This is a genomic window from Paludibacillus litoralis (genome assembly GCF_037646705.1).
Classification (GTDB): Bacteria; Pseudomonadota; Alphaproteobacteria; order Rhodobacterales; family Rhodobacteraceae; genus Pikeienuella; species Pikeienuella litoralis.
Genome location: NZ_JBBHER010000002.1, coordinates 169,833 through 192,027 on the forward strand (window position 1 = coordinate 169,833; position 22,195 = coordinate 192,027).

15 protein-coding genes are annotated in these 22,195 nt (G+C 67.4%); 3 read left to right on the plus strand and 12 right to left on the minus strand.

Annotated features, from left to right (window positions below; translation table 11 throughout):
• The first annotated feature begins 42 nt into the window (after window positions 1-42).
• A complete protein-coding gene (locus WG921_RS01900; RefSeq protein WP_340107505.1) occupies window positions 43-540 on the plus strand; it encodes a hypothetical protein in 498 nt (165 codons plus the stop codon).
• On the opposite strand, the gene WG921_RS01905 is transcribed toward WG921_RS01900, so the two are convergent.
• Entirely contained in the window at window positions 506-2,464 is a 1,959-nt protein-coding gene (locus tag WG921_RS01905) for a hypothetical protein (RefSeq protein WP_340107506.1), read from the minus strand. The two genes, WG921_RS01900 and WG921_RS01905, sit on opposite strands and share 35 nt — an antisense overlap.
• Before the next feature lie 104 nt (window positions 2,465-2,568).
• Here WG921_RS01905 and WG921_RS01910 point away from each other — a divergent pair, with 104 nt between their 5' ends.
• The gene (locus tag WG921_RS01910; RefSeq protein WP_340107507.1) at window positions 2,569-3,348 is read left to right on the plus strand and encodes an alpha/beta fold hydrolase; all 780 of its coding nucleotides are present in this window, start codon (window positions 2,569-2,571) and stop codon (window positions 3,346-3,348) included.
• Between the two features lie 12 nt (window positions 3,349-3,360).
• On the opposite strand, the gene WG921_RS01915 is transcribed toward WG921_RS01910, so the two are convergent.
• From WG921_RS01915 to WG921_RS01955, 9 genes are all read right to left on the minus strand, one after another.
• Window positions 3,361-4,347 carry a glutathione S-transferase family protein gene (locus WG921_RS01915; protein WP_340107508.1) on the minus strand — a complete coding sequence of 329 codons (987 nt, stop codon included), beginning with the start codon at window positions 4,345-4,347 and terminating at the stop codon, window positions 3,361-3,363.
• Window positions 4,348-4,478: 131 nt separating this feature from the next.
• Window positions 4,479-5,309, minus strand: coding sequence for an HTD2 family dehydratase (locus WG921_RS01920; RefSeq protein WP_340107509.1), 831 nt, complete (start codon window positions 5,307-5,309; stop codon window positions 4,479-4,481).
• On the minus strand, window positions 5,306-6,421 hold the full coding sequence (locus WG921_RS01925) for a CaiB/BaiF CoA transferase family protein (RefSeq protein WP_340107510.1): 1,116 nt from the start codon (window positions 6,419-6,421) through the stop codon (window positions 5,306-5,308). The genes WG921_RS01920 and WG921_RS01925 overlap by 4 nt, the downstream gene beginning before the upstream one ends.
• Before the next feature lie 134 nt (window positions 6,422-6,555).
• Window positions 6,556-9,216 carry an ATP-binding protein gene (locus WG921_RS01930; protein WP_340107511.1) on the minus strand — a complete coding sequence of 887 codons (2,661 nt, stop codon included), beginning with the start codon at window positions 9,214-9,216 and terminating at the stop codon, window positions 6,556-6,558.
• Window positions 9,213-9,518 (minus strand): hypothetical protein, encoded by a 306-nt coding sequence (locus WG921_RS01935; RefSeq protein ID WP_340107512.1) that lies wholly within the window; start codon window positions 9,516-9,518, stop codon window positions 9,213-9,215. Before WG921_RS01935 ends, WG921_RS01930 begins: the two co-directional genes overlap by 4 nt.
• Window positions 9,515-9,877 carry a response regulator transcription factor gene (locus tag WG921_RS01940; protein ID WP_340107513.1) on the minus strand — a complete coding sequence of 121 codons (363 nt, stop codon included), beginning with the start codon at window positions 9,875-9,877 and terminating at the stop codon, window positions 9,515-9,517. The genes WG921_RS01935 and WG921_RS01940 overlap by 4 nt, the downstream gene beginning before the upstream one ends.
• A gap of 566 nt (window positions 9,878-10,443) precedes the next feature.
• Window positions 10,444-11,991, minus strand: coding sequence for a DEAD/DEAH box helicase (locus WG921_RS01945; protein WP_340107514.1), 1,548 nt, complete (start codon window positions 11,989-11,991; stop codon window positions 10,444-10,446).
• A 352-nt stretch (window positions 11,992-12,343) separates the two neighbouring features.
• The gene (locus WG921_RS01950; RefSeq protein ID WP_340107515.1) at window positions 12,344-13,948 is read right to left on the minus strand and encodes a peptide chain release factor 3; all 1,605 of its coding nucleotides are present in this window, start codon (window positions 13,946-13,948) and stop codon (window positions 12,344-12,346) included.
• A 67-nt stretch (window positions 13,949-14,015) separates the two neighbouring features.
• Window positions 14,016-15,452: a sensor histidine kinase gene (locus WG921_RS01955; protein ID WP_340107516.1), complete on the minus strand. Its 1,437-nt coding sequence runs from the start codon at window positions 15,450-15,452 to the stop codon at window positions 14,016-14,018.
• A 116-nt stretch (window positions 15,453-15,568) separates the two neighbouring features.
• Between WG921_RS01955 and rnr the strand changes: the two genes are divergently transcribed.
• Window positions 15,569-17,809 (plus strand): ribonuclease R, encoded by a 2,241-nt coding sequence (gene rnr / locus WG921_RS01960; RefSeq protein WP_340107999.1) that lies wholly within the window; start codon window positions 15,569-15,571, stop codon window positions 17,807-17,809.
• Between the two features lie 8 nt (window positions 17,810-17,817).
• Here the strand turns inward: rnr and murJ are convergent, their stop codons facing one another.
• Complete coding sequence (gene murJ / locus WG921_RS01965) at window positions 17,818-19,374, minus strand: murein biosynthesis integral membrane protein MurJ (RefSeq protein WP_340107517.1); 1,557 nt, start codon at window positions 19,372-19,374, stop codon at window positions 17,818-17,820.
• Window positions 19,371-22,169 (minus strand): [protein-PII] uridylyltransferase, encoded by a 2,799-nt coding sequence (locus tag WG921_RS01970; protein WP_340107518.1) that lies wholly within the window; start codon window positions 22,167-22,169, stop codon window positions 19,371-19,373. The genes murJ and WG921_RS01970 overlap by 4 nt, the downstream gene beginning before the upstream one ends.
• Between the last annotated feature and the right edge of the window lie 26 nt (window positions 22,170-22,195).

The following is a 22,195-nucleotide window of genomic DNA, read 5'->3' on the forward strand; positions in this document are numbered from 1 at the left end:
CCGATGCTCGCGTGCTTGCGCAACGATCGAAGGAGACGCCGGGTGGAATATTCGCCGGAGACGGAGCTGGCTCAGACGATCGAGATCCGCCGACCCGAAGCGATGCGCTGGGCGATCCTCGTCACGCTCTTCTGCCTGACGCTGCTCTGCGGGGTGATCGGCTTCACGGCGATCGGCGGCTCGCTTGCGACGGTCATCCTCATGGCGGTGTTCATGGTGGCGCTGATCGGGCTCGGCCGGGCGCTGTTTCTGACCGATGCGGCGCGGGTCATCTTCGATGGGGGACGCCTTGTCGACGACTCCGGCCGGGAGATTTGCCGGCTCGACGAGATCGAGAAGGTCGAGCGCGGGTTCGCCCTCTTCAAACCGTCCTCCGGCTTTGTGCTGACCCTGAAAGCGCCGCGCGGGCGCGGCTGGTCGCCCGGTCTCTGGTGGCGGTTCGGGCGCCGCGTCGGGATTGGCGGCGCGACGCCGAGCCGGGCGGGGCGCAACATGGCCGACGCGCTCAACGGCGCGCTGGCGATGCGAAGCGTCGCGTGAATCCGACGCCGAGGCGCGGAACCCGCCCGTTCACGGTCAGGGCGGCGCGAATCGCGGCCAGTTCATCCTCAACCTCCCGATAGTCGGGCTCCCATCGGTCGATGTCGGCCTGATCGGCGCAGCCGTCGGTCGGATCGAACCGATTGTCAGAGATCAACCAGACCGACGCCTGCCCATCTTCGATCGCCAGATTGGCGACGATGGCGCGCGGCGTCACGCCGCCGCCGGGCTCGACGTCGTCGATCACCACCAGCGTGGCGGCGGCTTCGCGCTCATATCGTGTCTCGTCGTAAGCGCCTTTGCGGCGGGTCACCGCGCCGGTCTCGCGGTCGATCAGAAGATCGGCGGGCGGCGTCGCGACGATATCCTCGCGCACGGAGATATCGCGCATGAAATCGACGAGGCGCACGGCGTTCAGGTAGCGCGCGGTGCGGCGGGCGCGGGCCTTTTCGCCCAGCCAGTCGGCCAGGGTCGGCAGGTCCGCGAGCGCGGCTTCCGAGGCGAGCGCCCGGCCGAGGGGCGAGCGCCCGGAGCCGAGCGCGCCGAAGATCACCAGATGGTCGAATCCGGGGTCGCCCGTCCCCCGCGCGAAGTCGCGGAGCGTATCGAGCGGCTCCGGCAGATAGGGCGCGGCCGGGCCGCGCTCGGCGCGCCCCATCTCCAGCGGCTGCTCGACGGGGATCGTCACGATCCTGAGCGCCGCGTGGAAGACCGCAAGGCGGCTCGCCATGCTCAGACCGGCGAGATCGAGCGCCTGCTGGCGGAACGCCCAGGGCTTGCCGAGGCCGAGAAACACGGCGAGGAACACCAGAAGCCCCATCACTTCGGAGCCCGATACCCATGACGTGGCGGTCATCACCGGCGTGTCGGAGAGAACGCCCGCGCCAATCCAGGCCCCGGCGAAATAGAACATCCCGTCCGTGCGCGCATCCATCCGCGCGTCGTCGAGATAATCGGCCTCGACCCGCGCGCTCTCTCCGAGCACGCCCCGCGGCCGGCGCGCGGTCGCAGCCGCGATCTCCTTGTGGACATTGGGCAGGTCGGAGCCGAACTCCTTCACCCACCAGAGCGCGCATGAGGCGATGGCGGCCGCGATGGCCATCGGCCAATCCCCTTCCAGCCCGTTCCATGTGCCGAAAACGAACCACACCGCCATGATCGTGATCACGCCGGCCTGAATGACGCGTTCGATGCCGCCGAGCTTTTCAGGGATGTCGGACCCGAAGGCGGTGGCGCGCATCGCATAGGCGAAGAACAGCGCCGCCAGAGCGACGGCGGTCCAGCGGCGCGCGACCTCGTCCGTGCCGGCGCCGGAGGTCGCGATCCAGAACGCGCCGAAAACCGCGATCAGCGCGCAGGTGAAATACCGGATATCCTTGCAGAGCATCACGATCCCGGCGCCGATCGCGAAGGCGGCGGCGGCGACGCCGATAAGGTCGATATAGGTCTCCGCGGCGGCGGGGGTCGGCGCGGCCATCGCTTTGAAGAGAAGATAGGCGAGCGCAATCACCGCGAGACCGAAAAGCACGCCATGCATCGCGCGCCGCGCCCGGAGCGCGATGGCGCGGTAGCGGGCGGCGATATTCGGCGAAATCTCGACGGCCCGGCCAAAGACGCCGAGGCCGCAGACCGCGGCGATCGCCGCGAGAACGATGAACGACGCGAGAAACAGAAGAAAGTTGTTCGCAACGCAGGCGATGGCGAATTCGCAATCCCCGGTCGCCTGCCGCGGCCGTCCGTCCCAATCCACGATCAGCCGCGCGGTCGAGCTGATCGTGTCTGCGATCCACACGAAAAAGAACGTCGTCACCATGCCCAGCGTCATGTGGCCGAGCTGGTTCGCCATCCAGGCGTAGACCCGGCTATAGTTCGACTGAACGTCGGAAAACCCGAATTCGCGCGCGAAGATCGCCTTGAGCCACATCGTTTCGCCAGCCGATCCCGTTTGCAATCATGCCGTTGGAAAGGAATAACCCCGTTGACCTAGCATGTCGGCGCATGATGTTACAGACCGCAAGGAGAGCCGGAATGATCGAACTCGCCGCAACCGAATATCCCGCGGTGGAAGAGACGGAGGCGCCGCCGCTGGTGATCGCGCACGGTATTTTCGGCTCGGCGCGCAACTGGCGCGCGATCGCGAAGCGGCTGGCGGCGAAGCGGCGCGTGCTCGTTGTCGACATGCGCAATCACGGCGACAGCCCCTGGGCCGACGCGCATGATTATCTCGCCATGGCGGGTGATCTCGCCGGAGTGATCGAGAGGAACGGAGGGCGCGCCTCGGTTCTCGGCCATTCGATGGGCGGCAAGGCGGCGATGGTGCTGGCGGAGACCCGGCCCGAACTGGTCGAGCGGCTGATCGTCGCCGATATCGCGCCGGTCCCCTATGCGCACACGCGCGATCTGATGGTGGAGATCGAGGCGATGCGCGCGGTGGATCTCGGGCCGCTTGCGCGCCGGGCCGAGGTCGAGGCGGCGCTCGGCGTCTATATCGGATCCGTCCCGGTCCGCTCCTTTCTGGCGCAGAGCGCGATTCTGGGCGATACGCCGCGCTGGTCGATCAATCTCGACGCGCTGAGCGCGAACATAAAGGCGATCAGCGGCTACCCCGATATCGGAGGCGTGTACGAGGGGCCGGTGTTGATGCTTCACGGCGAAGATTCGGATTACGTGCTTCCGAAGCATCACGCGGAGATTCTCGCGCGCTTCCCGGCGGCGGAGTTTCAGGCGCTGGAGGGGGCGGGGCACTGGATCCATGCGGATCAGCCGCGCGCGTTCTTGAACGCGGTGCTCGATTTCATCGCCAGATAGGCGCGCGGGGGCCTACGCCGCGAGCCGCTCCCGGCCATGCGGCGCGGCCCAGTCGATGATCGGGCCGGTGGAGATGATCCGGTTCGGATTGATCGTGTCGTGGCTGTAGAGATAGTGCCGCCGAATATGGTCGAAATGGACCGTCCCGGAAATTCCGGGATGCTGATAGAGATCGCGCGTGTAGGCCCAGAGCGCGGGATAGTCGACGAGCCGCCGCCGGTCGCATTTGAAATGGCCGACATAGACCGGGTCGAACCGGACCAGGGTCGGAAAGAGGCGCCAGTCCGCCTCCGTGATGCGGTCGCCAAGAAGATACCGGCGCGTCGCGAGCCGCTCCTCCAGCCAGTCCAGCGTTCCGAACACCGCGTTCACCGCCTCGTCGTAAGCGGCCTGTTCGGTGGCGAATCCGGCGCGGTAGACGCCGTTGTTCAGGGTGTCGTAGATCCGCTCGTTCAGCGCGGCGATCTCGGCGTGGAGCGCGGCTGGATGAAAATCCAGCCGATTTCCGGTGATCCCGTCGAAGGCGGAGTTGAACATGCGGATGATCTCGGCGCTCTCATTGGAGACGATGGTCCTCCGTTTCCGGTCCCAGAGCAGCGGGACGGTCGCGCGCGTCGTCGCGTGCGGGTCCGCCTCGGTGTAAACTTGGTGAAGCCGGGTCTTGCCGAGCACGGTATCGCCCGTCGCGCCGGGGAAGGTCCCGTCCAGCGTCCAGCCTTCGGAGAGCATGTCCGGGTCGACCACATCGACGCTGACATGCGGCGCGAGCCCCTTCAACTGCCGGAAGATCAACGTCCGGTGCGCCCACGGGCAGGCGTAGGAAACGTAGAGATGGTAGCGCCCGCTCTCCGCGTTGAACCCGCCCTCCCCGGATGGGCCGGGCGCGCCATCCGGCGTCACCCAGTTCCGGAATTGCGATTCCTGCCGCTCAAAGGCGCCGCCGGTGGCCTTCGTATCATACCAGATGTCGCGCCATTCGCCGTTGACGAGCTTACCCATGAAACAATCTCCTTCCGGCCGAAGACATAAACCGCCGCCAGCGAAGCGCCACCCGGCTGCTGCCGAACGGCGCGTTCGGCGTGGGGAAACGGTCAGTGCGGCGATCGATCCGGCGCGAGGGGAGCGGGCCGCTAACCCGCGCTCGTCATCTCGCCTTCCATCACCAGCCGGCCGTCCGGCCCGCGCGCCCAGAGCGCCGCGCCGCCATCCCGGTCTTTCGCGGCGATCGTGATCTCCTCGAAATCGAAGGCGGGCGCGCGGGCGCGAAAGCTGAAAGCGGCGGCGGGGCCGTGCGCCTCCTCGGCGAAACCCAGCATCACCTGCGCGATCAGCGGCGCGTGGATCAAGAGGCCGGGGTAGCCTTCAACATCGCGCGCGTAATCGCGGTCATAGTGAATTCGATGGCCGTTGAATGTGAGCGCGGAATACCGGAAGAGCCCGACCGGCCCCGGGCGGAAGACGCGGCTGCGGGTCTCGTCCGTCGGCGCGGGGGAGGGCGCCGTCGGCGCGGCCCCGGGCGCGGGGTCTTCGCGGTAGACCAGATTCTGCCGCTCGCTGACGGCGAGCGCGCCGGCCGTGGAAATCTCATGCCGGAGCGTGACGAACGCGAGCGGGCCGGAGCGGCCGGTCTTGCGCGCGATGGCCTCGATCGTGGTCTTCCTCTCGGCCTCGGCGCCGATGGGGAGCGGCCGGTGAAAGGTCAGCGCGCCGCCGGCCCACATCCGGCGAGGCAGGCCGAGATCGGGGATGAAGCCGCCCCGCGCGGGGTGCCCGTCGCGCCCGAGCGCGCGCCCAGGCGCGGCTTCGAGAAAATAGATCCAGTGCTGAAACGCAGGCAGCGGTGCGCCCGCCGCCGGCGGCGGGCCGGGAAGATCGAGCGCGGCGTGAAGCGCGCCCGCGCGCCAGGCGTCGATCCGGTCATGCGCGGCGCGTGTGCGCCCGATGAGGTCTTCCGCGCTCACGCGCCGAACTCCGCCCGGATCGCAGGGCCGTGCTCGTCCAGCGCCGGCGCTCGGCCGGGCGCCGCCCAATCGGCCCGCGCGGCGGCGGCGGGGAGCTCCGCGCCGCTGTCGCCGAACGTGGCGAGGACGCGGCGAAGATGCGGATGCGCGGCGAATCCGGCGACATCGTTCACCTCGCCCCAGGCGATCCGGGCGTCATCCAGCGCGGCGCGAATGGCCTCGAACTTCTGCGCGCCGAAGGCGGCGGCGACGGCGGCGTCGGTCTCCGCCCGGTTGGCGACGCGGGCGTCGTTGGTCGCGAAGCGCGGATCCTCCGCCAACCGCTCGCGCCCCAGCACCTCCCGCGCGAGCGCCCGCCATTCCCGGTCCGACTGCACGGAGATCAGGATCAGGCGGCCATCCGCCGCGGCGAACGCGCCATAGGGCGCGATGGAGGGATGCGCGAGGCCAACCCGCCCCGGCGCTTTGCCGAGATAGGCGTGATGGAGGAGCGGCACCGTCATCCATTCGGCCAGAACGTCGAAAAGCGAAACCTCCACATGCGCGCCGAGCCCGGTCCGCGCCTGCCGGACCAGCGCGGCGGAGATTGCGCCGAAGGCGGTGATCCCGGCCCCGATATCGGCGACGGAGACGCCGACGCGGCCGATCTCTCCCGGCCCTCCGGAGATGGAGGCGAGGCCGCTTTCAGCCTGAATCAGGAGATCATAGGCCTTCCGCTTCGCATATGGCCCCTCCGCGCCGAAGCCGGAAATATCGCAGACGATGAGACGCGGATCGGCGGCGCGAAGCTCCGTCGCGCCGAGACCGAGCCGTCCGGCCGCGCCGACCGCCAGATTCTGAACGAAAATATCCGCCCGTGAGACCATTCGCGCCATGATCGCGCGGTCCTCGGGCGCTTTCAGGTCGAGAGCGACGCTCTCCTTCCCCTGATTCAGCCAGGTGAAATAGCTGGACTGGCCGTTCGCCGCCTTGTCGTAGCCGCGCGCGAAATCGCCCTCCGGCCGCTCCACCTTGATGACGCGGGCGCCCGCCTCGGCCAGACGGAGCGTCGCCATCGGGGCCGCGACCGCCTGCTCGAGGCTGACGACGAGAACGCCTTCGAGCGGTTTCATCATGGCCGCCGCACCGGGCCCGGGGCGCGGCGCTCGCCGATGTCGGAAGTGCTGGAGGATTCTATCATGGGCCGATTAAAGCGGCATTGGCCGCATGGCCGCAAGGTCGGACGTGAGTATGACGGCGCCGCGCTTCAGGCCAGCGGCGCCTTGAGAATGAAGTGCGCGCCCTCGCCCGTCGTGGGCGCGAGTTCGATCGAGCCGTTGAAAAGGCGCATGAATTTTCGGCAGATCGGCAGGCCGAGCCCGGCGGAGCCGGCGGTGGAGCGCCGAAAGAAGGTCTCGAAGATCCGCTCCCTGTCTTCGGGCGCGACGCCGGGGCCGTTGTCGATCATGTCCAGACGATAGGCGCCGTCCTCGACCGATGTTCGAAGCTCGATCCGGGCAAGGGGCTTGTCGTTATGGATGATCGCGTTCGAAATGAGGTTGATGTACACTTGCGAGAGGCGGTCAGGGTCCGCGAGGATCAGCACGGGCCCCGCGCGCACGGTCCAGATCAGCTCCGCATCCTCCGGGCGGTAGGGCGCCATGGCGATCTCGACGGCGGCCGCGAGCGCCGCCTCCGCGTCGATCGGGCGGTGTTCGGCCGCGCGCGGGTCGTCGAGGAAACTGAGGTCGCGGATCTCGTCCAGCAGATGCGTGAGGCGGATGCTCTCCCCCTGAATGATCGAGGCGAAGCGGCCGCGCTGCGCGGCGTCGAGTTCCGGGTTGCGCTCCAGTATCTCCGCAAAGGAGCGGACCGAGGTCATCGGCGTGCGCAATTCATGGCTGACCTGGCTGAGAAAATCGTCCTTGCGCGCGTCCAGCGTCTTCAATTGCTCGTTGGCGGCGCGAAGCTCGCGCGCGGTCTGCTCCACCTCCGCGGTTTTCGCGCGGAGCGCCTCCGTCGCCCGGCGGAGCTTCGCGTTTTCATCCGCCATGTCGACCAGGTCGGCCATCGAAATCCGTTCGCCGCCCGCGATCCGGTTGACCATCGCGTGGGCGGAGGCGGCGCCGACCGAACCCGCGAGATTGCGCTCCAGACTGGAGATGAAGGCGGGAGTCGGGTCGGGCAATCCGTCCACCTTGCCCTGGCGATTGGCGGCGGCGCGGAAGACCGAGGTGGCTGCGCTGGTTCCAAGGATGCGCTGCGCGAGAATGTAGAGATCGGAGGACGCCGCGGAGCGGCGCACCAGACCGAACGCGCGCGTCGGCTCGGCGCTGAAGGCGTTGGTGAACAGCGCCGATTGCAATCTCTCCAGCGGGCTCATGCGGCTGAACAGGCTGACAAGGACCAGCGCGGTCGCATTGGCGCCGAGGCTCCATGCGGTCGCATGGACGAGCGGGTCGGCGGCGGACGCGCCGAAAAGCGCGTAGGGGCGGAGGAATCCGAGACCGAAGGGGCCGTCCGTCATGATCGACGCGGGGAACGCGACGACGCCATCGAAGCTCGGCAGGTAAAGCGTCCAGAGCCAGAGCGCGAAACCGATGGTGAGCCCGGCGGCCGCGCCGGCCCGCGTCGCCCCCCGCCAGAAGACGCCGGCGACCAGCGGAGGGAGGAATTGCGCGACGCCGCAAAAGGCGATGAGCCCGGTCGACGCCAGCGCGTCCGACCGGCCCGTCATCAGGAAATAGATGTAGCCGAGCGCGAGAATCCCGAGGATCGCGCCCCTCCGGGACATGAGGAGCGCGCTTCTGACGTCGCCTGACCGCTCCATGCCGGCGCCGGCCATCAGCCGGACCGATAGTGGCGCGACGATATGATTGGAGACCATGGTCGAGAGCGCGATGGTGGAGACGATCACCATCGAGGTGGCGGCCGAAAACCCGCCGATGAAAGCGACGGTCGCCAGCGCGTTGTCGCCGCGCATCAGCGGCAATGTCAGCACGTAGAGGTCAGGATTGGCGCCCTCGGGCGCGACGACGGCGCCGACGGCCGCGATGGGCACGACGAAAAGCGAGATGAGCAGGAGATAGCAGGGGAACATCCACGACGCGGTGGAGAGGTGCCGCTCATCGGTGTTCTCCACGACCGTCACCTGAAACTGCCGCGGCAGGCAGATGATCGCCGTCGCGGAGAGAAACATCAGGACCGTCCAGCGGGATCCGAACGTCTGGTCGAGCCGGAGGCTTTCCGCCGTCGCGCCGGCGAAGGTCGCCTCCAGCCCGCCGGCGACGGAATAGACCGCATAGAGCCCGACCGCGATCAGCGCGGTGAGCTTGACCACGGCCTCAAGCGCGATCGCCGCGACGACGCCGTAATGGCGCTCGTTCTCATCGAGCGAGCGGGTTCCGAACAGAATGGTGAAGAGCCCGAGCCCGAGCGCCGCGACGAAGGCGATCAGCCGATCCTTGCTCGCGTCGCCGCCGGTGATGACCTCATAGCTCAGGGTCAGCGACTGAAGCTGGAGCGCGATGTAAGGGGTGGTCGCCGTCACCGCGACGATGGTGGCGAAGGCGGCGAGCGCGCCGGATTTTCCGTAACGCGACGAGATCATGTCGGCGATCGAGGTGATCCGGTGGATGCGCCCGATCCGGACGATCTTGCGGATGAGCCACCACCAGCCGATGAAGGCCACGGTCGGGCCGAGATAGATCGTCGCGAACTCCAGCCCGTTCCGGGCGGCGGAGCCGACGGCCCCGTAAAAAGTCCAGGCGGTGCAGTAGACGGAGAGCGAGAGCGTGTAGATGATGGGGGAGCGGAGCCAGGCGGCGCCGCCCCGCGCGGCCCTGCGGTCCACCCACCAGGCGAGGCCGAAAAGAAGCGCGACATATCCGAGCGAGACGGAGAGGATCATGTTCGCGCCGATGGTCACGCGCCGCCCTCTCCCGCGTTCTGGCGCCGTTCCGCGCGCGCCAGCCTGCGCGACAGCGCCCAGGAGAGGACGACCATCGCGCCCCATGCGCCGAAGAGATACACGACGATCAACGGGGCGCCGAACACCGCGATATCCGTGACGAACAGCTCGAGCACCGGCGCCGAGAACAGCAGCAGCCCGGCGAGCGGCAGCGCCAGCGCCGCGTCATGGGCGCGCGCCGCCGAAAACGCGGCCTTGTCGCCTGCGGTCAGTCGGGCCGCCGCATCCTCCGCCGGATTGTCTTCCGGCGGGGGGCTCACACCAGCAGCGCCTTCACGGCCGCAACCAGTTCGGCGTTGGAGAACGGCTTGGTCATGAACCAGTCGACGCCGGCGCTCTCTGCGATCTCCCGGTCGCGGCGCTGCCCTTTCGCCGTCAGCATGAGAACGGGGAGCGCGGCGATGCGCGGCGTGGCGCGGATCCGGCGGAGAAGCTCGAACCCGTTCAATCCCGGCAGCATCACATCGAGAACCAGCACATCCGGCGCCTCCGCGCCGAGCGCCGCGAACGCCGCGTCGCCGTCGTCGAACGCCGTCACCGTGAATCCCTCCCTTGTGAAAAGGAAGGTGAGGCTCTCGACGATATGCGGCTCATCCTCCACGATCATCACGCGGGCCATGCGGCGCTTGCTCCCCATTGTTCAGGGTTCATCCCCTTTTGATCACTAGGGCAGGGTCGCCGACGAAAATCAACGCTGGATGCGAAAGCGCCGGTTTCGGCCCGGCCGCGCGCAGATCGCCCGGATGATGGATTCCAAGGCGAAATATTTGAAAAACATATGGAACGCCGCCGCGATTGCGCCCGAGGCCTCGGAGAATTCATGGCTCGCTCATCGTCTTGTTATGCCGGCTGCGCGAGCCATGAGAGGGACGCATGAAACGCGCGGAGTGCGCGCAGGGGATATGGGTTCGGCTCTCGGGCCGTCCGGTGGAGCCGCATGGGGCGGACGTTCTCCTCGGGCGCCGCCGGCCTGACGTTCCTTGAATGCGGGGTCGCCCCGTTTCCCACGCGATGGGACGGCCGAAGGCCATGGCCGCCGCCACCGGCGCCGGCTCTCTCCGCTTCATGAGGATGTCCATACGGCTCGCGCGCGCGGGCGGCGCTCAAAGCCGCCGACGCGCCTGCGACATGAACGCGCCATCCGGACATCCCGCCGGATGACGGTCCTCTGGGCGATCGCGGGGGTTAGGCGGCCGCTTCCGTATCGTCGTCCTTGGCCTTTGCGCGCGCCGAATTCAGTTGCGGCAGCGGGATCGTCATGAAGGCCGGCATGTGATCGCCAAGGCCTTTCACCGGGGCGCCCCTGTCGCCGTTTCCATTGCCGCCGCGTCTGGCCGCCGGCTTTCCGGCCTGAGGCGCGGCCGCGCGCTTCGGCTCGGCGGCGCGTTTCGGCTCCGCCGCCACCGCGGTCTTTTCAGGGCTTGAACTCTGGGCCGGCTCAGGCGCGGGGGTGGGCGCCGCGGGGGCGGCGTCTTCGGCCGGAGCCGCTTCCTTGGGTTGAGCGCGCCGCCGGGGCGTGCGGCTTTTGCGGCCTTCGTCGCCCCGTGCGTCTGAGCGCGAGTCGTCGCGATGGGCGCGAACGGCGCCTTCAGGCGGGCTGGCTCGCTCGATCTTGGTTCCGATCAGTTCTTCGATCTTCTCGAGGTACTTTTCCTCGAACGGCAGGCAGAGGGTGATCGCGTCGCCCGGGCGCCCCGCGCGCCCGGTGCGGCCGATCCGGTGGACATAGTCTTCCGAATGGATCGGCACGTCGAAGTTGAAGACATGGCTGACGATCGGAATATCCAGCCCGCGCGCGGCCACATCCGACGCCACGAGGATCTTCAGCTCGTTTGCGCGGAACGCGTCCAGGGTGCGCGTGCGCACCTTCTGATCGAGATCGCCGTGGATCGGCGCGGCGTCATAGCCGTATTTCGCGAGGCTCTTGGCGACGATATCGACATTGGACTTGCGGTTGCAGAAAACGATCGCGTTGGTCAGCTTCTCGCCTTCCGCGTTGATCAGCGCGCGCAGAAGATCGCGCTTCTCACGGTCCGAGTTCTCTTTCGACGACGCTTTCCATTCGATGATGCGCTGGGTGATGTTCTCGCCCGTCGTCGCCTGCCGCGCGACCTCGACACGCACCGGATTATTGAGGAATTCCTGCGTCAGGCGGGTGATCTCCGGCGGCATGGTGGCGGAGAAGAACAGCGTTTGCCGGGTGAAGGGGGTGAGCTTGAAGATCCGCTCGATGTCCGGGATGAACCCCATGTCGAGCATGCGGTCGGCCTCGTCGACCACCATGATCTCGATGCCGGTCATCATCAGCTTGCCGCGCTCGAAATGGTCCAGCAGCCGGCCCGGCGTCGCGATCAGGACGTCGACGCCGCGATCGATGAGCTTGTCCTGATCCTTGAAGCTGACGCCGCCGATCAGGAGGGCCATGGTGAGCTTGTGATACTTGTCGTAAATCTTGAAGTTCTCGGCCACCTGCGCGGCGAGTTCCCGCGTCGGGCAAAGCACGAGGGAGCGCGGCATCCGCGCCCGCGCCCGGCCTTGCGCGAGAATCGAGATCAGGGGCAGGGTGAAGGCTGCGGTCTTGCCGGTGCCGGTCTGGGCGATGCCGAGCACATCCTTCCCCATCAGGGCGTGAGGGATCGCCTGTTCCTGAATCGGGGTCGGCGTGTCGTATCCGGCTTCGGTGACAGCCTGAAGAACCTTGGGATCGAGGTATAAATCTGAGAAGGTGGTCATATGGGCCTTTCGCGTTGGTTTGGCGGTTTGACGACCGCTTTTTCAACGCGGTCCCGAGCGCCCGTATTGGCGCTCATCCTTCTTATTCGGCGCAATTTACTCTTATGTGGCCAAGAGTCAACGAATGCGAACTCCGCGGCGCCCATACGCCATTTCGGCGGCGCAGAAACAGGCGCCGGAATGGGCGGTCCCGGGGGAAGGGGTTCTTGATTTTTCTTTGCGTCGTCGGCCGTGCTTTCGCGCGCTTGGGCGAGGCCTTTCATGGTGTCGCAGGCGGTCGACTCCAGAAGAAGAACAGGCGCGAGGCGTGGAGACTTGAACCAAGCTGGTCTGGCTCCCGGCGGACGCGTTTTCAGACCATCATTTCCTTGGTCGCGGTCAACTCGACATTCGGAAAGTCCTTTCCGGCGCGGTCGATGTCCCACTGGATCCGGATCAGAAACACCGGGTCGCCGTCATGATCGCGCGCCATCTGGCCGCGATTGGCCTTGATGAACGCCTCGACATCCGAGTCCTCGCCGCGGACCCAGCGGGCGGAGTTGTATTGCGTCGGCTCGAAGCGGATGGGAAGATCATACTCGATCTCCATCCGGCTGCCGAGCACGTCGAACTGAAGCGGGCCGACGACGCCGACGATCCACCCTGCGCCGATCTCGGGCTTGAAGAGCTTCGCCGCGCCCTCTTCGGCGAACTGGGTCAGCGCCTTGTCGAGATGCTTGGCCTTCATCGGGTCTCCGGCGCGCACGGATTGCAAAAGCTCCGGCGCGAAGGAGGGGATGCCGACGAAGCGCAGATCCTCCCCTTCGGTCAGCGTGTCGCCGATCCGGAGCTGGCCGTGATTGGGCACGCCGATGATGTCTCCCGCCCAGGCGTCGTCCGCGATCTCCCTGTCGTTGGCGAGAAACAGCATCGGGCTCGAGATCGCCATCTGCTTGCCCGTGCGGACATGGCGCAGTTTGGCGCCGCGCCTGAAATGGCCCGAACATAGCCGGACGAAGGCGACCCGGTCGCGATGCTTCGGGTCCATGTTCGCCTGCACCTTGAACACGAACCCGGTGACATTGCTTTCGTCGGCCGAGATCTGGCGCTTGTCGCTCGCGCGAGGTTGCGGCGGCGGCGCGAATTCGCCAAGGCCGGTCAGAAGTTCTTTCACGCCGAAGGAGTTGATCGCGGAGCCGAACCAGAGCGGCGTCATCGTCCCGTCAAGGAAGGCCTGCCGGTCGAATGCGGGCAGGAGCCCGCGCGCCAGCTCCACCTGTTCGCGAAGCGTGGCGAGCAGGCCGGCGGGCACATGCGCCTCGAGCGCGGGGTCGTCGAGCCCGACGATCTTCACCGAGCGCCCCTTCACGTTGCGCTCGGCCCGGTCCATCAGCTCCAGCCGGTCGTTCACGAGATCATAGGCGCCGAGGAATTCCCGCCCAACCCCGATCGGCCAGGACACCGGCGCGACGTCGAGCGCGAGCAATTCCTGAATCTCGTCGATGATGTCGAACGGATCGCGGCTTTCCCGGTCCATCTTGTTGCAGAAGGAGAGGATCGGCATGTCGCGGAGGCGGCAGACCTCGAAGAGCTTCCGGGTCTGGCTCTCGACGCCCTTCGCGCCGTCGATCACCATCACCGCCGCGTCGACCGCGGTCAGCGTCCGGTATGTGTCCTCGGAAAAATCCGCGTGGCCCGGGGTGTCGACGAGGTTGAACCAGTAGGGGCCGAATTCGAAGGACATCGCCGAAGCGGAGACGGAGATGCCGCGCTCCTGCTCCATCTTCATGAAATCCGAGCGCGTCCGCCGCGCCTCGCCCTTGGCGCGCACCTGTCCGGCCATGTTGATCGCGCCGCCATGCAGCAGCAGCTTTTCCGTCAGCGTCGTCTTGCCGGCGTCGGGATGCGAGATGATCGCGAATGTCCGGCGGCGGGCGATTTCGGGCGGAAGGTCCGGGGCGTTGTGGGCGCGGGTCATGGGGCGCGTATATCCGGGCGCGGAGGGGGAGGAAAGGGCGATGCGTCGGATGCGCGCCGCCCTCGGCTCAGGCGGGGAGGATCCTGTCCCGGGGCCCTTGCCGGGCTTCCGATTCAATCGCCGCCGCCGCGCCGTCCCCCCCGGCGCCGGGAGGCATGTCGATCGTGATCGTCGTCCCTCGGCCGGGCGCGCTCTCGATCGTGAATCCTGCGCCGTGAGCCCGCGCGATCTCGCGCGCCAGCGTCAATCCGACGCCGGAGCCGTTTTCGGCGTTCTCCACGCCGTTCACCCGGCCGAAAAGCTCAAGCGCGACGGCGATCTCCGGCTCCGTCATGCCGACGCCGTCATCCATCACCGTGAATGTGGCGCCGCCATTTTCGGCGCGGGAGAGGCGAACCAGAACCTCGCCGTTCTCGGCCGCGTATTTGATGGCGTTCTCGGCGAGATGCGAAAGCATCCGGCGCAGCCCGTCGGAATCGCCTGCGGCGTGAAGCGGCGCGTCGGCGGAGGCCTCGACCCGGAACCGGACATTGCGGCTCGCGGCCTCCAGTTTGAAGCGATTCTTGATTTCGGGCAGGATTGCGGGGAGATCGACGGAGGTGTTCGTCAGCTTCGCGCCGCCGGTCGCCATCGCGGCGATATCGAGAAGATCGGTGACGAGATCCAGCATCCGCTGGCCGCTCTCGTGAATGTTGGCCGCAAATTCCCGATAGGCGGCCGATGTCGGGCCGAGGGCCTCGGTCCGGATCAGCTCGGAGAGGCCGATCACCCCGTTCAGAGGCGTGCGAAGCTCATGGCTGACGCCGAGGAGAAACCGGGACTTCGCCTCCGCCGCCGCCTCCACCCTGGTGAGCGCGTCGCGGAGTTCGCGCCGGGCCTGACGTTCCCGGATCGCGATCACGCCAAGCTGAAGAACCACCGCCGACCAGGCGAGGATCGTGACGATGAGCACCGTGAGGACCAGCGGCCATTCCGTATCCGGCGCGCCGATGAGGCTGATGAGACGAAGGGAATAGCCGCAGAAAAAGGCGCTGAAGGGCAGGGTGACCAGAATGGCGATCTGCAGGCCGCGACGACGCATGAGCCGCCAGACCGTGACCATCATGTAGAAGGTCAGCGCGCCATTGATCACCGAGCTTGTCGTCAACATCGCCGTCGGCGCGCCGGCCAGCGCCGCCTGCGCGGCGAGGTTCGCGAGCCCGGTCAGCGTCAGGGCCGCGATCGGCGGCTTGTTGTTCTCCGTCCGAAGGACCGCGAAGAAGGCGCAGCACATCCCGCCATATGCGCCCGCCGCGGCGAGCAGCGGCATGTATCTGAGATTGACCTCCGGTCGGATCAGAATCGCGACGACGCCGACCAGATAGAACAGGTTGGCTCCATTCAGCCAATGGATGGCCGGATCGCGCCGGATATGCCTGTCGAACGCAAGCCCCATGCCAAGCGCGATGACCACGGATACGCCGGCGAACAGGATGACGGACGGCGCGTCGATCTCAATCAACATGGCCGCCGGCTCCTCTTCCGTCAGAGGATTGGGCCCTGTAATTTGTTGAAGAGACGTGGATGCTGGCCGAATTGCGACACTGGACCTCGCGCACGGCCTCGTTCATATCTCGCCGCATGAGCGATTTCCCCACAAAATCCGACATCCTTTCCTGGGTCCGTGAGAATCCCGGTCGGGCGTCGAAACGCGATATCGCTCGAGCCTTCGGCATCAAAGGCGCAGAGCGCGTCGAGTTGAAGCGAATCATCCGCGAGTTGCAAGGTGAGGGTGCGATAAAGAAGACCGGCCGGAAACATTTCCGTGGCGATGGCGCCTTGCCGCCGGTCGGAATGCTGGTGGTGGAGGCGACGGGGGCCTCCGGCGATCTTTTCGCCGCGCCCGAGAACTGGTCGGATGAGAGCCCTCCGCCGCGGATCGTCATCATCGAAAAGAGAGGCGACCCGGCGCTGACGAAGGGCGATCGGATTCTGGCCCGGCTCGCGCCGAGCGAGCGCGAAGCCGGAACATTCGAAGCGCGGATGATCCGCAAGATCGCCTCCGGCGCGCGCCGGGCGCTTGGAATCTACCGGATCGGAGAAGAGGGCGGGCGGCTTGTCCCGGTCGACCGCAGGCAGGACGAGATGCTGATCACCGAACCGGGCGACGCCCGGGACGGCGAGCTGGTCGAGGTCGAGGCGCTGCCCGGCCCCCGGTTCGGCCTGCGCCGGGCGCGGGTGGTGGAGCGGCTGGGCGATCCCGGAGCGGCGCGCTCGGTATCGCTGATCGCGGTGCACACGCACGGCATTCCCACCGAGTTCCCCGAAGCCGCGCTGAAGGAGGCCGCGGCGGTCAAGCCGCTGAAGAATTTCAAGGGCCGCGAAGATCTCCGCCATCTGCCGCTGATCACCATCGACCCGTCGGACGCGCGCGACCATGACGACGCGGTCTGCGCGGCGCCCGATGAGGAGAACGAGGGCGGCTGGATCGTCTGGGTGGCGATCGCCGATGTCGCGCATTACGTCCGCCCCGGCTCCGCGTTGGACCGGGAGGCGAAGAAGCGGGGCAACTCCACCTATTTTCCCGACCGCGTGGTGCCGATGTTGCCGGAGTCGCTTTCGGGCGATCTTTGCTCGCTGCATGCGGGCGCCGACCGGCCCTGCATCGCGGCGCGGATGGTTCTCTCCGCCGAGGGCGCGCTCCGGGGGCGGAGCTTTCATCGCGGCGTCATGCGCTCGCCGGCCTCGCTGACCTATGAACAGACGCAGGCCGCGATCGATGGCGCGCCGGACGAGGTGACGGCGGATCTGGTCGAGCCGGTCCTGAAGCCGCTTTACGGCGCATACGCCGCCGCCGCCGCGGCGCGGGAGCGGCGGGCGCCCCTGCATCTCGAGCTGCCGGAACGCCGGATCGAGCTTTCGCCTGAGGGGAAGGTGACCGCCGTCCGGGTGCGTGAGCGGCTGGACGCGCACAAACTGATCGAGGAGTTCATGATCCTCGCCAATGTCGCGGCGGCGACGGTGCTGGAGGAGAAGCGCCGGCCGCTGCTCTACCGCGTTCACGAAGAGCCGGACCCGCTGAAGATCGACGCGCTGCGCACGCTGGCGGAGGAGGCTGGTTACCGGTTGGCGAAGGGGCAGGTGCTGGAGACGCGCCATCTGAACGCGCTTCTGGACGCGGCGGCCGGCTCGCCTGACGCGGAGCTGATCAATCTCGCGGTGCTCCGCGCGCAGACGCAGGCCTATTACGCGCCCGAAAATTTCAGCCATTTCGGACTCGCGCTCCGCTCCTACGCGCATTTCACTTCGCCGATCCGGCGTTACGCCGATCTGATCGTCCATCGGGCGTTGATCGCCGCGCATCGCTGGGGCGACGATGGTCAGACCATGGAGGAGGCGGCGAGCCTGCCCGAGATCGCCGAGCATATCTCGATGACCGAACGCCGCTCGATGGACGCGGAGCGTGACACGATCGACCGGTATCTTTCGGCCTTTCTCGCGGATCGGGTCGGGGCGGAGTTCGAAGGCCGGGTCTCCGGCGTCGCGCGGTTCGGGCTTTTCGTGAAGCTGGATGAGAGCGGCGCTGACGGGCTTGTGCCGATCTCGTCGCTCGGCGCGGAGTATTTCCGGCATGACGAGGCGCGCGCCGCGCTGGTCGGGGAGCGCTCGGGCAAGACCATCGCCATGGGCGCCCGCGCCCGCGTGCGGCTGGCGGAGGCGACGCCCCTGACCGGCGGTCTTCTGTTTGAATTGCTGGAGGCGGAAGGCTTTGGCAAGCCGGGCCGCGCCGGGCCGCGCGGCGGCGGACCGAAAAGGCGGCTGGGGCAGGCGAGGGCCCGAAAGGTGAAACTGGCCAAAAAGCAGGCGCGCCGCGGCGGCTGAACCCGGCGTCAGCGCCGAAGCGCGGTTTTCAGGTCGGCCATGGCGAGGGCCCCCAACGCGAAGGCGAGGATGGCGTAGAGCGCTCCTCCGAGCAGCACGACGCCGGCGAGCGCGAAATAACGAACGCCGGGCGCGATCAGCGCGTCGGCGAGCGCGCCGATCGCGAGATGCAACCCGCCCGCCATCAACGCGCTCGCCAGAACCAGCCTTGGAAGCCGGCGCCGAAGGCGGGCGTCCGGCCGGACCGCGTCGCCAAAGCCGCGCGCGCCGCGCCAGAGCAGGGCGAGGTTCAGCCAGCCCGCCAGCGTGGTGCCGATCGGGATCGCCAGCCAACCGATGAGCGGCGCGCCAAGGAGAGAGATCGCGGTGTTGAGCGCGACGGACGCCGCGGCGAAGCGCAGCGGGGATTTCGTGTCTTCGCGGGCGAAATAGGCGGGCTGAACCACCTTTTGCATGACGAAGGCGGGCAGGCCGAAGGCGAAAAGCGCGACCGCCGCCGCGACCGCCGCGGCGTCCTCGCCGCTGAAGGCGCCGCGCGAGAAAAGGACGGAGGCGAACGGCCCCGCCGCGACGACCAGCGCCGCGGCGGCCGGCAGCGTCAGCGCCATCGAGAATTCCGTCGCCCGGCAGAACGCGGCGCGGGCGCCGGCCTCGTCCGCCGCCCGCACCCGGCGGGAAAGCTCCGGCAGAAGAACCACGCCGATGGCGACGCCGACGACGCCAAGCGGCAATTGGTAAAGCCGGTCGGCGTAGGAAAGCCACGCGACCGCGCCGGAAAAGAAACTGGCGATCGCCGTGCCGATCAGGAGGTTGATCTGCATCACGCCGCCAGCCAGCGCGCCGGGCACGCCGAGCGCCACGAGGCGGCTCATCTCCGGCGACCAGCGCGGCCGGCGGAGCTTCAGCTCGAACCCCGAGAGCCGCGCCGCCCGCGCCACCAGCCAGACCTGCGCGAATCCGGCGGCGAGCACCCCGAGCGCGAGCGCGGAGCCGACCGGCGCCGCCGCGAGCGCCGCGACCGCCATCGCCCCGATCAGGATGATGTTGAGCAGAAGCGGCGTCGCCGCCGGCGCGGCGAACCGACCCAGCGCGTTCAGAACGCCGGAAAAAAGCGCGGTCAGCGCCATGCAGAGAAGATAGGGGAACTGGATGCGGCCATAGAGAACCGCGAGGCGGAACCGCTCCGGATCGTCGGCGAACCCCGCCGCCAGCGCGAAGATCAGCGCCGGCATCAGGAGGAGCGCCGCAAGCGTGAGCAGAAGCAATATGGCGATCAAACCCGCCATCGCGTCTTCCGCGAAGGCTTTCGCGTCTTCTCCGCTCTCCAGCTTCTTGGAGAAAAGCGGGATGAAGGCCATGTTGAACGCGCCTTCGGCGAAGAAGCGCCGAAACATGTTGGGCAGGCGAAAGGCGACGAAGAACGCCTCCGCCACCGGCCCCGCGCCAAGCAGCCCGGCGATCATCACATCGCGGATGAAACCGAGAACCCGGCTCGCCATCGTCCAGGAGCCGACGGTGGCGAAGGCGCGCAGGAGCCGGATCGGCCGCGCCAGGTCTGCGCTCACGTAGCGTCCTCTGCCTCGTCCGCCGCGCGGCGGATCGCGTCGCGGAGCTTCTTTTCGATGGTCTTCTGCTTGGCGGCGGCGCGGACCTTCATGCCGAAGAGATCCTTTACGTAGAAGCTGTCCACCGCCTGTTCGCCATAGGTGATGATGACGGCCGAAGCGGTGTTGAGATTCGCCCCCGCCAGCACCCGCGCCAGATCATAGAGAAGCCCGACCCGATCACGGGTGTCGACCTCGATCACCGTATAGAGATCCGACGAGTCGTTGTCGAAGGTGATGGTCGTCGGCACGTTGAATGGCCGCTCCCGCCGTTTCAGCTCCCGCTTCGGCTTCAACGCGTCGCGGGCGACGAATTCGCCGCGAAGCGCGCGGTGGATCGATTTCTTCAGCCGCTCGTGGCGCTCGGCCTCGAACGGCGCGCCGTCCTGATCCTGAATCCAGAACACTGCGGTCGTCATGCCGTCCGATGCGGTGAAAAAGCGGGCGTCCCGGATCGACGCGCCCGTCAGCGCGAGCGCGCCCGCGATCCTGCCGAAAAGGCCGGGATGATCGGCAAGGTAGAGGCAACACCGCGTCGCGCCGCGCGCATCGTCATTGTCGAAGCGGGAATGAACGTTTTCCGGCTTTGCGGTGCGGCCCATCTCGGCCAGGCGCTCCAGAGTGTCGATGTCGAGGCTCGACCAATAAGGCGGCTGGTGCCGGCCCAGCCACTCCTCGATCTCGTTTGGCTTCCAGGCGACGAGGCGCGCGCGGAGCCGCTCTTTCGCTTCGGTGACCCGGGAGGCGCGGCTCAATCTTTCGCTGCCGACGCCGAGCTCGCTGAGCGTCTCGCTGTAAAGCGTGCGCAAGAGCTGCGCCTTCCAGTTGTTCCAGACATTCGGGCCGACCGCGCGAATGTCGAGCGCGGTGACGACCAGAAGCAGCTTCAGCCGCTCCACGCTCCGCACCTGTTCGGCGAAGGCCCGAACGGTGGCGAGATCCGAGATGTCGCGCTTCTGCGCGGTGTCGGACATGATCAGATGATGCCGAACCAGCCATTCGACCAGTTCGGTCTGGTCTTCGGTCAGGCCAAGCCGGGGGCAGACGCTGGCCGCGATCTCGGCCCCGACCTCTTCATGCGGGCGCAGGCTGCCCTTGCCGATGTCATGAAAGAACAGCGCGAGCGTCAGCACCCGCATGTCGACGCCTCTGGCGAGGATGTCGCTCGCCACCGGCAGCTCGTCGACCAGTTCGCCCGCCGCCAGCTGTTGCAGGCTCCCGATCGCGAGAATGGTGTGCTCGTCCACCGTGTAGTGGTGATACATGTTGAACTGCATGAGCGAGACGATGCGGTCGAATTCCGGCACAAAGGCGCCGAGAACGCCGGTTTCGTTCATCCGCCGCAAGGCGCGCTCCGGATCGGAGCTGCCGACCAGCATGTTGAGAAAAATCGCGTTCGCTTCGGGGTTCGCCCTGAATTCATCGTCGATCAGGTGGAGTTTCCGCGCCACCATCCGGTGCGCGTTCGGATGGATGAGCGCGCCGGTCCTCAACCCCTCTTCAAACAGCCTGAGGATATTCAGCCGGTCGTTGTCGAACCAGCTTTCGTCGCGGACGTCGATCCGCCCGCCTCGGAGGAAAAGGCCCGCGGAATCGACTCTGGCCCCCCCGAACGAGAAGGCGCGGATGAGCGCGCCAAGACTCGGGCGCGCCTTTTTCTGATCGGCCTCGAGCGCCGCGCAGAAGAACCGGGTGAGGTCTCCGACGTCCTTCGCGTGGCGATAATACCGCTGCATGAAGACCTCGACCGCGCGTTTGCCGCCTTGCGGCTCGAAGCCGAGGCGGGCCGCGATCTCGACCTGAAAGTCGAATGTAAGCTGTTCCTGCGCGCGGCCGGCCGCGTCGTGCAGATGGCAACGGACGGTCCAGAGAAAGGTCGAAGCGGCGGAGAAGATCTCGGCCTCGTCGGCTTTCAGCACGCCCTTCTCGATCAGCGCCGACACTTCCTCCACATCGTAGATATACTTGGCGATCCAGAAGAGCGTCTGAAGGTCGCGAAGGCCCCCCTTGCCCTCCTTGATGTTTGGCTCGACCAGATACCGGGAGCCGCCGTTGCGGGCGTGCCGGGCGTCACGCTCCGCCAGTTTCGCCTCGACGAACTCCGCCCCGGTCGAAAGGATAAGCTCCTTGCGCAGCTCGTCGCGCAGTTTGTTCGCCAGCGCCGGATCGCCCCAGAGAAACCGCTTCTCAAGCAGCGAGGTGCGGACCGTGATGTCGCTTTTCGAATACCGCATGCACTCCGCGATGCTGCGCACCGCGTGCCCGACCTTCAGTTTCAGATCCCAGAGGATATAGAGCGTGGCCTTGATCAGCTGCTCGACCCGGGGCGATTTGCTGCGCGCCGTGAGGAAAAGAAGATCGACATCCGAATAGGGCGCCATTTCGCCCCGGCCGTACCCGCCCGTCGCGACCACGGCGATAGGCTCGGCCCCGGCTCCGGTCTCCTCGTGGTCGGGATGGAGCGTCTCCGCCACGAAATCCAGCGTGCAGGTCACGATGATGTCCATCAGTTCCGCCAGCGCGCGCGCGGTCCGGGGGCCGCTGTCGCGCGCGCCGCCAAGGAGCATCCGCGCGAAACGCCGCCCCTCGGACAGGTTTTCCGTCAACACGGCGATCGCGGCGGCGCGCGGGTCGTCGGCCTTCGCCGCTTCCGCGAGCGCGAGCGCGAGCGTCTCGCGCGTCGGGCGCCGCGGGGGCGCGTCGCTGACGCGGTCCGGTTCGGTCTCGGCGGCGGGCTGAGGGGTGGCGGCCTTCATCGTTCAGACTCCCCCGGGGCGCCGGT

Coding starts and splice junctions, on each gene's coding strand:
- WG921_RS01905 (WP_340107506.1), bottom strand. CDS start 2,464: ATGTGGCTCAAGGCGATCTTCGCGCGCGAATTCGGGTTTTCCGACGTT.
- WG921_RS01910 (WP_340107507.1), top strand. CDS start 2,569: ATGATCGAACTCGCCGCAACCGAATATCCCGCGGTGGAAGAGACGGAG.
- WG921_RS01915 (WP_340107508.1), bottom strand. CDS start 4,347: ATGGGTAAGCTCGTCAACGGCGAATGGCGCGACATCTGGTATGATACG.
- WG921_RS01925 (WP_340107510.1), bottom strand. CDS start 6,421: ATGAAACCGCTCGAAGGCGTTCTCGTCGTCAGCCTCGAGCAGGCGGTC.
- WG921_RS01940 (WP_340107513.1), bottom strand. CDS start 9,877: ATGGCCCGCGTGATGATCGTGGAGGATGAGCCGCATATCGTCGAGAGC.
- WG921_RS01945 (WP_340107514.1), bottom strand. CDS start 11,991: ATGACCACCTTCTCAGATTTATACCTCGATCCCAAGGTTCTTCAGGCT.
- WG921_RS01950 (WP_340107515.1), bottom strand. CDS start 13,948: ATGACCCGCGCCCACAACGCCCCGGACCTTCCGCCCGAAATCGCCCGC.
- WG921_RS01955 (WP_340107516.1), bottom strand. CDS start 15,452: ATGTTGATTGAGATCGACGCGCCGTCCGTCATCCTGTTCGCCGGCGTA.
- rnr (WP_340107999.1), top strand. CDS start 15,569: ATGAGCGATTTCCCCACAAAATCCGACATCCTTTCCTGGGTCCGTGAG.
- WG921_RS01970 (WP_340107518.1), bottom strand. CDS start 22,169: ATGAAGGCCGCCACCCCTCAGCCCGCCGCCGAGACCGAACCGGACCGC.